Annotated in this window: 11 protein-coding genes, 2 rRNA genes and 1 pseudogene; 6 read left to right on the top strand and 8 right to left on the bottom strand. The window is 74.3% G+C overall.

All coding sequences use genetic code 11. The annotated features are described in order from the left end of the window. A pseudogene (locus ABGB06_RS39090) lies at positions 1 to 137 on the top strand (16S/23S rRNA (cytidine-2'-O)-methyltransferase); the annotation flags it as partial. Between the two features lie 278 nt (positions 138 to 415). On the opposite strand, the gene ABGB06_RS39085 reads toward ABGB06_RS39090, so the two are convergent. The 3 genes from ABGB06_RS39085 to ABGB06_RS39075 form a co-directional block, all read right to left on the bottom strand. After that, complete coding sequence (locus ABGB06_RS39085; RefSeq protein WP_347600402.1) at positions 416 to 1,270, bottom strand: ABC transporter ATP-binding protein; 855 nt, start codon at positions 1,268 to 1,270, stop codon at positions 416 to 418. An 85-nt stretch (positions 1,271 to 1,355) separates the two neighbouring features. Further along, positions 1,356 to 2,405 (bottom strand): iron chelate uptake ABC transporter family permease subunit, encoded by a 1,050-nt coding sequence (locus tag ABGB06_RS39080; protein WP_347600399.1) that lies wholly within the window; start codon positions 2,403 to 2,405, stop codon positions 1,356 to 1,358. Continuing rightward, entirely contained in the window at positions 2,402 to 3,367 is a 966-nt protein-coding gene (locus tag ABGB06_RS39075) for an iron chelate uptake ABC transporter family permease subunit (protein WP_347600405.1), read from the bottom strand. Before ABGB06_RS39075 ends, ABGB06_RS39080 begins: the two co-directional genes overlap by 4 nt. A 240-nt stretch (positions 3,368 to 3,607) precedes the next feature. Here ABGB06_RS39075 and ABGB06_RS39070 point away from each other — a divergent pair, with 240 nt between their 5' ends. From ABGB06_RS39070 to ABGB06_RS39055, 4 genes are all read left to right on the top strand, one after another. Continuing rightward, complete coding sequence (locus ABGB06_RS39070) at positions 3,608 to 4,666, top strand: ABC transporter substrate-binding protein (RefSeq protein WP_347600396.1); 1,059 nt, start codon at positions 3,608 to 3,610, stop codon at positions 4,664 to 4,666. Position 4,667: 1 nt separating this feature from the next. Then, complete coding sequence (locus ABGB06_RS39065) at positions 4,668 to 5,762, top strand: ABC transporter substrate-binding protein (RefSeq protein ID WP_347600393.1); 1,095 nt, start codon at positions 4,668 to 4,670, stop codon at positions 5,760 to 5,762. Positions 5,763 to 5,815: 53 nt separating this feature from the next. Further along, positions 5,816 to 6,841 carry an ABC transporter substrate-binding protein gene (locus ABGB06_RS39060; protein ID WP_347600390.1) on the top strand — a complete coding sequence of 342 codons (1,026 nt, stop codon included), beginning with the start codon at positions 5,816 to 5,818 and terminating at the stop codon, positions 6,839 to 6,841. 74 nt (positions 6,842 to 6,915) lie between these two features. Then, positions 6,916 to 7,794: a siderophore-interacting protein gene (locus ABGB06_RS39055; protein WP_347600387.1), complete on the top strand. Its 879-nt coding sequence runs from the start codon at positions 6,916 to 6,918 to the stop codon at positions 7,792 to 7,794. Between the two features lie 42 nt (positions 7,795 to 7,836). Here the strand turns inward: ABGB06_RS39055 and ABGB06_RS39050 are convergent, their stop codons facing one another. Beyond that, the gene (locus ABGB06_RS39050) at positions 7,837 to 9,021 is read right to left on the bottom strand and encodes an HAD hydrolase-like protein (protein WP_347600384.1); all 1,185 of its coding nucleotides are present in this window, start codon (positions 9,019 to 9,021) and stop codon (positions 7,837 to 7,839) included. A gap of 64 nt (positions 9,022 to 9,085) precedes the next feature. Here ABGB06_RS39050 and ABGB06_RS39045 point away from each other — a divergent pair, with 64 nt between their 5' ends. Continuing rightward, positions 9,086 to 10,372, top strand: a complete 1,287-nt coding sequence (locus tag ABGB06_RS39045; RefSeq protein WP_347600382.1) for a DUF1015 domain-containing protein — start codon at positions 9,086 to 9,088, stop codon at positions 10,370 to 10,372. A gap of 22 nt (positions 10,373 to 10,394) precedes the next feature. Here ABGB06_RS39045 and ABGB06_RS39040 read toward each other — a convergent pair whose 3' ends face one another. From ABGB06_RS39040 to ABGB06_RS39025, 4 genes are all read right to left on the bottom strand, one after another. Then, on the bottom strand, positions 10,395 to 11,054 hold the full coding sequence (locus tag ABGB06_RS39040) for a tetratricopeptide repeat protein (protein ID WP_347600379.1): 660 nt from the start codon (positions 11,052 to 11,054) through the stop codon (positions 10,395 to 10,397). Next, complete coding sequence (locus tag ABGB06_RS39035; protein WP_347600376.1) at positions 11,054 to 12,151, bottom strand: hypothetical protein; 1,098 nt, start codon at positions 12,149 to 12,151, stop codon at positions 11,054 to 11,056. The genes ABGB06_RS39040 and ABGB06_RS39035 overlap by 1 nt, the downstream gene beginning before the upstream one ends. Before the next feature lie 131 nt (positions 12,152 to 12,282). After that, a 5S ribosomal RNA gene (gene rrf, locus ABGB06_RS39030) occupies positions 12,283 to 12,399 on the bottom strand. A 105-nt stretch (positions 12,400 to 12,504) separates the two neighbouring features. Further along, positions 12,505 to 12,605 (bottom strand): 23S ribosomal RNA (locus tag ABGB06_RS39025); the annotation flags it as partial.

Genomic DNA, 12,605 nt, shown 5'->3' with positions numbered 1-12,605 from the left:
TGGTGCTGATGGTCAAACCGCAGTTCGAGGTGGGCCGGGAGCGGCTGGGCAGCGGGGGAGTGGTGCGCAGCCCCGAACTGCGCGCCGAGGCGGTCACCCGGGTCGCCGAGCGGGCCGCCGAGCTCGGTCAGGGTGTCGCGCAGGGCGCGGTGCACCTCCTCGTAGAGCGGGAGGTGCTCGGCGATCTCCAGGTGGTCGGCCTGGGTCAACAGCTCCAGCTGCGCGTCCACGCCGGCGTGTCCGGTGGGCGGCTCGTCCGCGCCGGAGGCGCTCGGCTCGCCGGCCGGGGCGGCGGCGGCCGCCGGGGGCGAGGGCGTGGGCGGCGCCGCCCAGCCTCTCGGGCCGGCGGAGGGCGGTCCCGGGCGCGGATGCGGGGGTGCGGGCTCGTGCATAGCCCCGACGCTACCCGGTGACGCTACGGGGTGACCGCCTCGAGGGCCGTGCGCCGCCGCGCCGCTGGCACCACGAGGGGGGTGCCGGTCTCCGGGTCCTCGATCACCCGGCAGGGCAGCCCGAAGACCTCCTCGACGAGCCGGGCCGTGACGACGTCGCCGGGCGGGCCCTCCGCGACGATCCGGCCGTCCCGCATCGCGACGAGGTGGGTGGCGTAGCGGGCGGCGTGGTTGAGGTCGTGGAGCACGGCGACCAGGGTGCGGCCCTGTTCCTCGTGCAGCCGGGCGCACAGGTCGAGCACCTCGATCTGGTGGGCGATGTCGAGGAACGTGGTGGGCTCGTCGAGCAGCAGCAGCTGGGTCTGCTGCGCGAGCGCCATGGCGATCCACACCCGCTGCCGCTGGCCGCCGGAGAGCTCGTCGACATAGCGATCCGCCAGTTCCTCGATGCCGGTGGCGGCCATCGACTCCTCGACGACCCGCTCGTCCTCGGGCGACCACTGGCGCAACAGGCCCTGGTGCGGGTAGCGGCCGCGGGCCACCAGGTCGGCGACGGTGATGCCGTCGGGGGCGATCGGCGACTGCGGCAGCAGGCCGAGGGTGCGGGCCAGCTTCTTGGCCGGCATCGAGCCGATGGCCCGGCCGTCGAGCAGCACGTCGCCGGCGGTGGGCCGCAGCATCCGGGACAGGGCGCGCAGCAGGGTGGACTTGCCGCACGCGTTGGGCCCGACGATCACCGTGAAGGACCGGTCGGGGATCCGCACCGAGAGCCCTTCGGCGATGACCCGCTGGTCGTAGGCGAGGGTGACGGCGTCGGCCACCAGCCGGGCGGCGCGGTCGGCGGCGGAGTCGGCGTCGATGGACTTGGCGGCGGTCACGGTCTCACTCCCGGTCTGGCTGGTGTCGCCGGCCGTGCTGGTCGGCTCCGGCGTCGAGGTGCGCGTCGGGGCGTCGGGGCGTCGGTCATATCCGGCCCGCCCGGCGTTCGGTGGCCAGCAGCCACAGCAGGTAGCAGCCGCCGAGCACGCCGGTGACCGCGCCCACCGGCAGCTGCCGTGACGCGAACACCCACTGTGCGAGGAAGTCGGCGGCCACCAGCAGCAGGGCGCCCATCACCGCCGCGGACAGCAGGCTGGGCCCGGCGGCCCGGGTGAGCCGGCGGGCCAGCTGGGGCGCGGTGAGGGCGACGAAGGCGATGGGGCCGGCGGCGGCGGTGGCGGAGGCGGTGAGCAGCACCCCAGCGAGCACGAGCACCAGCCGGGTCCGCTCCACCCGCACCCCGAGGGCGCTGGCGGCGTCGTCGCCCATCTCCAGCATCCGCAGCGGGCGGGCCTGGCTGAGGATCACCGGGATGAGCACCACACAGGCGCACAGCAGGGGCCAGACGTGCTCCCAGTCGCGGCCGTTGAGCGAACCGGTGAGCCACAGCACGGCGCGGGCCGCGTCCACGATGTTGGCGCGGGTGAGCAGATAGCCGATGACGGCGTTGAGCATGGCCGCGGCGCCGATGCCGACGAGTACCAGCCGGTAGCCGTGCACGCCGCGACGCCAGGCCAGCAGGTAGACGGCGATCCCGGTGGTCAGGCCGCCGACCAGCGCCCCGGCGGCTACGGCGGCGCTGCTTCCGGTGAACAGCACGATGACGGTCAGCGCGCCGGCGGCCGAGCCGTGGGTGAAGCCGATGATGTCGGGGCTGCCCAGCGGGTTGCGGGAGAGCGCCTGGAAGACGGCGCCGCCCATGCCGAGCGCGGCGCCGACGAGCAGCGCGAGCAGCGCCCTGGGCAGCCGGAGCTCCCGGACGATGAACTCCTGTCCCGCGCTGCCGCCGCCGGCCAGGGTGCTCAGCACCTCGCCGGGCGACATCGGATAGTCGCCGGTGCCGATCAGCACGACCGTCATGGCCAGGGCGAGCAGCGCCAGCAGCAGTCCGACCAGCGCGGGGCGCGGGTGCAGGCGCAGGGACCAGCCGCCACGGGTGCGCAGCACGAACGAGCTGGAGGGTCGGTGCGTCACAGCTGGTTCATCCTCCGGCGGCGCACGAGGTAGATGAAGATGGGGCCGCCGACCAGGCTGGTGACGATGCCGACCTGGAGTTCGGAGGGCCGGGCGAGGAGCCGTCCGAGCACGTCGGAGCCGAGCAGCAGCACCGGCGCCAGCACCATCGTGTAGGGCAGGATCCAGCGCAGGTCGGGGCCGGTCAGGGCGCGCACGATGTGCGGCACCATCAGCCCGACGAAGATGATCGGGCCGCAGGCCGCGGTGGCCGCACCGCACAGCAGGGTGACCGCGGCCATGGCGAGCACCCGGGTCCGGGTGAGGTGGGCGCCCAGCGAGCGCGCGGTGTCGTCGCCGAGCGCGATGGCGTTCAACGGGCGGGCCAGCGTCAGCGCGAGGACCACGCCGACGGCGATGAACGGCGCCACCTGGCGGATGACGTCGCCGTTCGCCGAGGCGAGCGAGCCCACGGTCCAGAACCGCATCCGGTCCAGGGCCGCGGTGTCGAGCAGGATGACGGCGTTGACGTAGCCGATGAGCGCCGCGGTGACGGCCGTGCCCGCCAGGGCCAGCCGGACGGGGGTGGCGGAGCGCGCGCCGCCCAGCGCGTAGACCAGGAACGAGACGACGGCCGCGCCCAGGAAGGCGAACCAGACGTAACCGGTCAGCGAGGTGACGCCGAGAAAGCTGATGCCGGAGACCACGGCCGCGGAGGCGCCGGCGTTCACGCCGAGCAGGCCGGGGTCGGCCAGCGGATTGCGGGTGAGCGCCTGCATCACCGAACCGGCCAGGCCGAGCGCGGCGCCGACCAGCAGGCCGAGCACGGTGCGCGGCAACCGGACGTCGCGGACGATGACGTCCGCGTCGGTGCCGGTGTAGTGGAACAGGCCGTGCCACACCTCACCGGGGGATATCGACTTGGCGCCGAGGGCGATGCTCGCGAGGGTGACGAGGGCCAGCACACCGACCGCGGCGACCAGGCCGGCGGAGCGGTTGGCCGAGCGGCGGGGCGACGGGGCGGCGGACGCCGGCGGCTTCTTCGGGTCGGCGGCGCGTCCGGTGTCCCGCGCGCCGTTCCCCGGGGCCGGGAGACGCGGCGCGGCGGCTTTCACCACGGTCACGCCGTCCTCCCCTTGGTAGCACTCTCGTCGAACATAGGGTTAGGTTAGCCTAACCTTCGCATACGGCAGTTGAGAGACCAAGGTAGACCAAGGCAACCCATGAGCACTCCCCGCCTCCCCCGCGGCCCACGTCTGTCCCGCCGATCCCTGCTCGCGACGGGCGGTGCCCTCGGCGCCGCCGCCCTGGTCGCCGGCTGCGGCGACGACGACGCGACGAACTCCTCCGGATCCGGCGACGACGGCGGCGACGCCGCGTTCCGCTTCACCGACGATCGCGGCGAGACCGTGACGCTGGACGCCGTTCCCGAGCGCGTCGTCGCGTTCATCGGCTCGGCCGCGGTGCTGAAGGACTACGGCATCGACTGCACCGGCGTCTTCGGCCCGACCACCGGAGAGAACGGCGAGCCCGACGTCCAGGCCGGCGACGTCCCGGTGGACCGGGTGACGATCCTGGGCCAGGCGTGGGGCGAGTTCAACGTCGAGGACTACGTGGGGCTCGAACCCCAGCTGCTGGTCACGAACATGTTCGAGCCCGGCGCGCTGTGGTACGTGCCGGAGGAGAGCAGCGAGGAGATCACCGGCTTCGCGCCCAGCGTCGGCATCCTCGTCGCGCCCACCGGCGACCACCCCGACCTGCGGCTGACCACCCCGCTGGAGCGTTACGCGGCGCTGGCCGAGGCGCTCGACGCGGACATGACCGCAACGGCCGTCACCGAGGCCAGGACCCGCTTCGAGAACGCCGCGGAGTCCCTGCGCCGGGCCGCCCGCGACAACCCGGACATCACGGTGCTGGCCTGCTCGGCCGCGGCCGACCTGTTCTACGCCTCGGACCCGTCGGCCTCCTGCGACCTCGCCTACTTCAAGGACCTGGGCGTCTCCCTGGTCACCCCGGACGAGCTCGACGAGGGCGGCTTCTTCCAGAGCCTCAGCTGGGAGAACGCCGACGCCTACCCCGCGGACGTGCTGCTGCTGGACAACCGCAGCGTCGCCCTGCAGCCGGACGCCCTCACCGACAAGCCCACGTGGGGTCGGCTGCCCGCCGTGCGGGCGGACCAGATCACCCCGTGGAACAGCGAGCCCCGATACTCCTACGCCGGCTGCGCCCCGCTGCTGGAGCAGCTGGCCGAGGCCATCAGGACCGCCAGAAAGGTCAGCTGACATGGCCACCCAGACCGCCGCGCGACGCTCCGTCCGCAGGGCCGCGTTCCCCCGCCCGGCCGGCCGCCGGGCCGGCGGCCCATTCCCGCCGCTGACCCGCCGGGGCCTGTTCGCGGCCGGCGGCTCGTTCGGCGCCGCGGCCCTGCTCACCGCCTGCGGCGACGGCTCAGGCGACGCGGCGGACGGCGGCGACGGCTCAGGCTCCGGCTGGACCTTCACCGACGACCGCGGCGACCGCCTGGAACTGGACGGGACGCCGGAACGCATCGTGGGCTACGTCGGCTCCGCCGCCGCGCTGTACGACTACGGCATCGAGTGCACCGGCGTCTTCGGCCCCACCGTGCTGGCCAACGGCGAGCCCGACGTGCAGGCCGCCAACCTGGACGTGGACCGGCTCACCGTCCTGGGCAACGCCTGGGGCGAGTTCAACGTCGAGGAGTACGCGCGCCTCGAACCGCAGCTGCTGGTCAGCAACATGCACGTGCCGCCCGAGCTGTGGTACGTGCCGGAGGACAGCGCCGACGAGATCCTCTCCCTCGCGCCCAGCGCCGGGATCCTGACCCAGGGCAGCTCGCTGCTCAGCGTGGTGGAGCGCTACGCCGAACTGGCCGAGGCGCTCGGCGCCGACCTCGCCGCCGCCTCCGCCACCGAGGCCAGGACGGGCTTCGAGGACGCCGCGGAGACGCTGCGCGGCACCGCCCGCGACGCCCAGGGCCTGCGGGTACTGGCGCTGTCCGCCACGCCCGACCTGCTCTACCTGGCCGTCCCCGGCGACTTCTCCGACCTGACGTACTACCGGGACCTCGGCGTCGAGTTCGTCGTGCCGGAGGACGTCGACGAGGGCGGCCACTGGCAGACCGTCAGCTGGGAGAACGCCGACCTGTACCCGGCGGACCTGATCCTGGTGGACGGCCGCACCGGCAACCTCCAGCCCGCCGACCTGGACCGCGACAAGCCGACCTGGCGCACCCTCCCCGCCGTCCAGGCCGGCCAGGTCGCCACCTGGACCCCCGAGCCGACGTACAGCTATGCCGGCTGCACCCCGCCGCTGACCGCGCTCGCCGACGCCGTGCGCGCCGCCCGCCCCCTCGGCTGAGCCCCGCCCCCGACGCCGCACCGCCCGCACCACCTCCTCAAGGAGTACTCGCCGTGAGCCCGACCAGATCCACCCGAGTGCTGTCCCGGCGCACCCTGCTCGCCGCGGGCGGCGCCCTCGGCGCCGGCGCGCTGCTCGCCGGCTGCGGCGACGAGGCCGGCGGCGACCCGGCCGGCGACTCCGGCTCGGACGGCTGGACGTTCACCGACGACCGGGACGAGACGGTCCGCCTGGACGGGCGGCCCGAGCGCATCGTGGCGTACGTGAGCGCCGCCGCCGCGCTGCACGACTACGGCGTCGAGTGCGTCGGCATCTTCGGCAGCAGCAGCCCGGTGCGCGGCGAACGCAACCCGCAGGCCGGCGAGCTCGACCTGTCCCGGCTGACCAACCTGGGCGAGGCGTGGGGGGAGTTCAACATCGAGGAGTACGCGCGCCTCGAACCCCAGCTGCTGATCAGCAACATGTTCCCCGCGCCCGACCTGTGGTACGTGCCCGAAGAGGCCAGGGACGAGATCTTCTCGCTCGCCCCCGCAATCGGCATCAACGGCGCGCGGACGTCACTGCTCGACCCGCTGCGGCGCTACACCGAACTCGCCGAGGCACTCGGTGCCGACCTGTCCGCCCCGTCCGTGACCGAGGCGCGGACCCGCTTCGACGACGCCGCCGAGAGCCTCCGCCAGGCCGCGCGCGACAACCCGGGGCTCAGGGTGATGGCGATGACCGGCGACGCCGAGCAGCTCTACGTGGCCGTCCCCGACTCCTACACCGACCTCCACTACTTCAAGGACCTCGGGGTGGACCTGGTGGAGGGCAGGAAGGTCGACGAGTGGGGCTTCTGGGAGTTCCTGAGCTGGGAGGAGGCCGACCACTACCACGCCGACCTGATCATGATCGACAACCGCACGCAGGCGCTCAGCGCCGAGGATCTCGCCGCCAAGCCGACCTGGGCCAGGCTCCCGGCGGTCGAGGCCGGCCAGACCATCTCCTGGTCCATGGAGGAGCGGTACAGCTACGCGGGCTTCGCCCCGATCCTCGAACAGCTCGCCGACGCGATACGCGGCGCCCGCACGCTCGCCTGACACCCACCGCCAGCACCGCCAGCAGCGCCAGTCGAGAACCCGGCCGAGAACCCGAGAGAACGGAACTCCTCGCGATGACGACCGCCCCCTTCGAGTTCTTCGAACTGCACGTCCTCAGAGCGACGCGGATCAGCCCCGGATTCGCCCGGGTCACGCTCGGCGGCGCCGGCCTCGGCCGCCTCGCCAGCGGCGGCCGGGACCAGCGGATCAAGCTCTTCCTGCCCCGTCCCGGACAGCAGGAGGTCGCCGTGCCCGTCGGGGCGGGCACCGAGTGGTGGCCGGCGTGGCAGCGGATGGACGCCGACGAGCGTGCCGTGATGCGCACCTACACGATCCGCGAGCAGCGCCGGGCCCCGGACGAGCTGGACATCGACTTCGCCCTGCACGGGGACACCGGACCCGCCTGCTCCTGGGCGCTCACCGCCCGGCCGGGCGACCCGGCAACCGTGCTCGGACCGGTCGAGGAGGACAACGGCGGCGTCGACTTCCGCCCGCCCACCGACGCGGACTCGGTGCTGGTCTGCGGCGACGCGACGGCGCTGCCGGCGGTGGCGGGAATCCTGGCCGCGCTGCCGCCCGGGATGCCGGCGCGGGTCTGGATCGACGTCGAACACGCGGCCGACCGGCAGGAGCTGCCGACCAAGGCCGACGCCGAGATCACCTGGCTGTGCCGCGACGTCCCCCCGGGCCCCGGGGGCCCGCGCGGTGCCACCGTCGACGGGCAGCCGGCGGGCGCGAAACACCCGATGCTGGAGGCGATGCGGGCCGCCGCCGTGCCCGGAGGCGCCCCGTACGCGTGGCTCGCCGGCGAGGCCGGATGCGTGAAGGCGCTGCGTCGCCACCTGGTCAACGATCGGGGCGTGGACCGGCGCCGGGTCACGTTCACTGGCTACTGGCGGCGCGGGACCAGCGAGGACGACCTCATCAGGCAGGCCATCGCCGCGGCGGCCTGACCGACCTCTCCGGCCTGGCCGACCTGACCGACCGAACAGGGCTCAGAGGGCGAGGCGGGACAACGCGTCGTCCGCCGGCAGCGTGCAGCGGTCCGGGCCGGCCTGAGCCCAGGCCGCCGCGCACAGCGCGCGGAGCCCGTCGATGGGGGCACCGCCCAGGCCCGCAGGGCCCGAGGAAGGGTCCCTGGCGTCGGCCGGCCCCGGCTCTTCGAGGCGGAGCCGGCCCTGACCGGCCACAGCCCGCCAACCGCCGCACCGGAAGGCGTCGCCGTCGCGCTCCACCCGAGGATGCGGCGTCAGCAGGCCGCGGAGATCGGCCGCGACGTAGGTCGGCCGGTGGTCCGGGCGCGCGGCGAGCAGCCGGGGCGCGTCGGTCACCCCGCTGAGCACCAGCAGCGCGTCCACACCGCCGGCGTGCGCGCCCTCGATGTCGGTGTCCAGCCGGTCGCCCACCACCAGCGGGCGGCGCGCCCCGGTGCGCAGTATCGACTCCCGGTGCATCGGCGGTGCCGGCTTGCCCGCGATCACCGGCTCCCTGGTGTGCCCGGTGGCGATCCGCACCACCTCGACCGCCGCGCCGTTGCCGGGGGTGATGCCCCGGCCGCTGGGAATGGTGGCGTCGGTGTTCGAGGCGAACCAGGGCACGCCGCGCCCGACCGCGAGCGCCGCCTCGGCCAGCATCCCCCAGGGCATGTCGGGCCCGCCGTAGCCCTGGACCACCGCCGCCGGCCCGTCGTCCGCCGAGTCCACCGGACGCAGCCCGCGCTCCCGCAGCGCCACCCGCAGGCCCTCGCCACCGGCGCACAACACCGGCGCGCCCACCGGCACATGCTCCGCGATCAGCCGGGCGACGGCCAACGCCGAGGTGATGACCTCGGACTCCGTCACCGGGACGCCGAGCCGGGTGAGGTGCTCGGCGACCGTCCGCGGGGTGCGAGCGGCGTTGTTGGTCACATAGCCGAGCCGCATGCCGGCCTGCTCCGTCGCGAAGCGCAGCGACTCCACGGCGTGCGGCAGGGCGGCGCCGCCGGCGTAGACGACGCCGTCGAGGTCGAGCAGGGCCGTGTCGTACACAGCGCACAGCGGGCGTTCCGACCCCCGTGGCAGGCCCTCCGTCGCGGCCCGCTCCGCCGGGATCGTCCCGGGGCTCCCCGACTCGCCGTGCGCGAAGGAGTCCTCGTTCGCCTTGTTGCGATCACCGCGCTGTCCGCGGTCGTGCTCAGTCATAGCGCCTTCGATCATCCCGCACCGCTCGGAGCCCGCGCCGGACGGCCCGGCTTACCATGCGGGGATGCCTTCCGACGGCCTCGACCTGGCTCCCTTCCGTGCCCTTCGCTACGCCCCGGAGCGAGTGACCAGCCTCGCCGCGGTGACCTCCCCGCCCTACGACGTGGTGGTGCGTCCGGAGGGCCGGCGCCGACTGGAGACCGCCGAGCCGTACAACATCGTCCGGCTCATCCTGCCGGAGGCCACTGACCCGGCCGCCGGGCACCGGCGGGCCGCCGCCACGCTGCGCCGCTGGCTGACGGACGGCGCGCTGGCCCCCGACCCGGCGCCCGCGCTCTACGTCTACGAGCAGCGCTCCGGCGACCGGCTGCAACGCGGTGTGCTCGGCGCGCTGCGGCTGAGTCGCCCGGAGGAGGGCGTGGTGCTGCCGCACGAGGACGTCATGCCCGAGGTGGTGGCCGACCGGGCGGCGCTGATGCGGGCGACCGCGGCCAACCTGGAACCGCTGCTGCTCTCCTACCGCTCGGACGGCTCCGTGGCCGGCGCGGCGGCCGTCGTGGAACGCGCGGCGGGCGAACCACCGCTGCTCTCCATCACCACCGCGGACGGGGTCGGCCACCGGCTCTGGGCGGTGACCGAGCCGGCCGAGCAGGCGGCCATCGCGCGAGACCTGTCCCGCCGGCGGGCGCTGATCGCCGACGGCCACCACCGCTGGGCGACGTACCTGCGGCTGGCCGCGGAACACGGGAACGCGCCGCCCTGGGACCGCGGGCTGGTGCTGCTGGTGGACACCGCCCGCTTCCCGCTGCGGGTCCAGGCGATCCACCGGGTGCTGCCGGGCCTGCCGGTGGACCGGGCCCTGGCCGACCTGGAGGGGGTGTGCCGGGTCCGGCGGGTGGCCGGGCCGCTGACCGAGGCGCTGGGGACGCTCGCCGGCACCGCGGAGAACGCGTTCCTGCTGGCCGGCGCCGGGGCGTTCCAGCTGCTCGACCGCATCGACCCGGGACTGCTGGCCCGGGCCGTGCCCGCCGACCGGCCCGAGGCATGGCGCCGCCTGGACGCGACGGTGCTGCACGCGGCGCTGCTCGGCGAGGCGTGGCGGCGTCCCGACGAGACCGCCGGGATCGGCTACCTGCACGACGCGGGCGCGGCCGTGGCGCAGGCCGAGGCGGCCGGAGGCACGGCCGTGCTGATGCGGCCCGTTGCTGAGGAGACGGTCCGGGAACTCGCCGAACGGGGCATCACGATGCCGCACAAGTCGACATCGTTCGGCCCCAAACCGGCGTCCGGGCTCGTGCTACGCGCGCTGAACCCGGCCTGGGAGGACCCGTCCGCGAACGGCGCGGGGTGAGCGGGGGCGCCGACGCCCGGCGTCAGTCCTCCTCCTGGGCGAGTTCCGCCTCTTCCGCCTCCTCGTCGAGGGTGTCGATGAACTCCAGGCCGTCCAGCTCCGCCAGCCGGTCCGACGCGTCGGTGCTGCCCTGCTGGTCGACCTCCAGCGCCCTGGCGAACCATTCGCGGGCCTCGGCCTCCCGGCCGACGGCGAGCAGCGCGTCGGCGTAGGCGTACCGGAGCCGCGGGGTCCAGGGGTGCACGGCCTGGGAGGCCAGCTCCGGGCTCTGCAGCGTGACCACGGCGGCATCGGCCTGGCCCATGTCGCGGCGCGCACCGGCGGTGACCAGGCGCATCTCGACCTGCCCCGCCTTGTCGAGCTTCCGCACCTCCGGCTCGCCGGCCATGGCCAGCGCCCGCTCGGGACGGCCGAGGCCGCGCTCGCAGTCCGCCATGACGGGCCACAGATGCGCCGAGCCGGTCATCCGGCGGGCGGCACGGAACTCACGCAGCGCCTCGGCGTACTTCTCCACCGCGTAGGCGGCGAACCCCGCGGCCTCCCGGACGGCACCGACCCGCGAGGCCAGGCGGAGCGCGGTGCGCGCGTGGCCGTAGGCACGCTCGGGATCCTCGTCCAGGAGCTTCGCCACCATCACCAGGTTCCTGGCGACGTCGACCGCCAGGGTTCTGGGGAGGCTCATCAGCTCCTGGCGCACGGACGCGTCGATCTCCTCGCCGGTGACCTCGTCGGGGATGGGAAGCCGCGGAACGTGCTCCCGCTCGCGGGCGCGCGGGTCACGGGCGTCCCGGTCCCGCCGCTGGGGCTGCCCGCTCCCGGGCCGGAAACCGCCACGGCCGCCGGGTCCGCCGGGTCCGCTCCCGCGCGGACCGAAGCTCCGGCCCCCGCCTCGCGACCCGCCGCGGTCGTCCCGCCGGTCGCTACGGAACCCACGGTCGTCACGCCTGTCACGGCTCTCCCGCCGCTCGTCCGGCCGACCGCCACGGGGCGGACCGCCACGGTCATCACGCCGCCACGAACCACCGCCCTGTCCGCCACGCCGTTCATCCGGCCGATCCCCACGCGGAGGACCACCACGCTCGTCCCGACGCCAGGACCCACCACCGGGCCCGCCACGACGATCGTCCGGCCGATCCCCACGCGGAGGACCACCACGGTCATCACGCCGCCAGGACCCACCACCGGGCCCGCCACGACGATCGTCCGGCCGATCCCCACGCGGAGGACCACCACGCTCGTCCCGACGCCAGGACCCACCACCGGGCCCGCCACGACGATCGTCCGGCCGATCCCCACGGGGCGGGCCGCCACGGTCGTCACGCCGCCACGAACCTGAGCTGGGTCCACCGCGCCGGTCATCGGGCCGGCCACCACGGGGAGGACCACCACGGTCATCACGCCGCCAGGACCCACCACCGGGCCCGCCACGCCGATCGTCCGGCCGATCCCCACGGGGCGGGCCGCCACGGTCGTCACGCCGCCACGAACCTGAGCTGGGTCCACCGCGCCGGTCGTCCGGCCGGCCACCACGGGGAGGACCACCACGGTCGTCACGACGCCAGGACCCACCAGGGGGCCCGCCGCGCCGGTCATCGGGCCGACCGCTCCGAGAGGCGCTGTCGCGGTCGTCTCGACGCCAGGGCCCACCCGCAGGTCCACCACGACGATCGTCCGGCCGGCTACCACGGGGAGGACCACCACGGTCATCACGCCGCCACGAACCACCACCCGGCCCGCCACGGCGGTCGTCGCGCTGATCGCGCCGGCCGTCGCCCGCACGCCTCTGGGGTCGTTCCTCTGAATTATCGGGACGCTCCGGCTCGGACATCGTCACTCCCGTCGTAAGAAAAACAAAAAAGACCTCTGGTTCACCAGCGCGTACGCTGGTGAACCAGAGGTCTTCAAAAATTGTCCGGCGGTGACCTACTCTCCCACACGGTCCCCCATGCAGTACCATCGGCGCTGGGAGGCTTAGCTTCCGGGTTCGGAATGTAACCGGGCGTTTCCCTCCCGCCATGACCACCGGAACACTATTTTTCAAGTGCTCCAAGTCGAACAAGCGCACTGTTCAGTTAGCACTCGAACCAGCCAATAAAGCCGGGATCGAAAAGTCATAGTGGACGCGAGCATCTGCGGACAAGCCCTCGGCCTATTAGTACCAGTCAACTCCACCCCTCACAGGGCTTCCATCCCTGGCCTATCAACCCGGTCGTCTTCCGGGGGCCTTACCCCC

The organism is Streptomyces sp. B6B3 (assembly GCF_039871525.1).
GTDB lineage: Bacteria > Actinomycetota > Actinomycetes > Streptomycetales > Streptomycetaceae > Streptomyces.
Note: the sequence above shows the minus strand (reverse complement) of the source record. Positions and strands in the feature narration are given on the sequence as shown.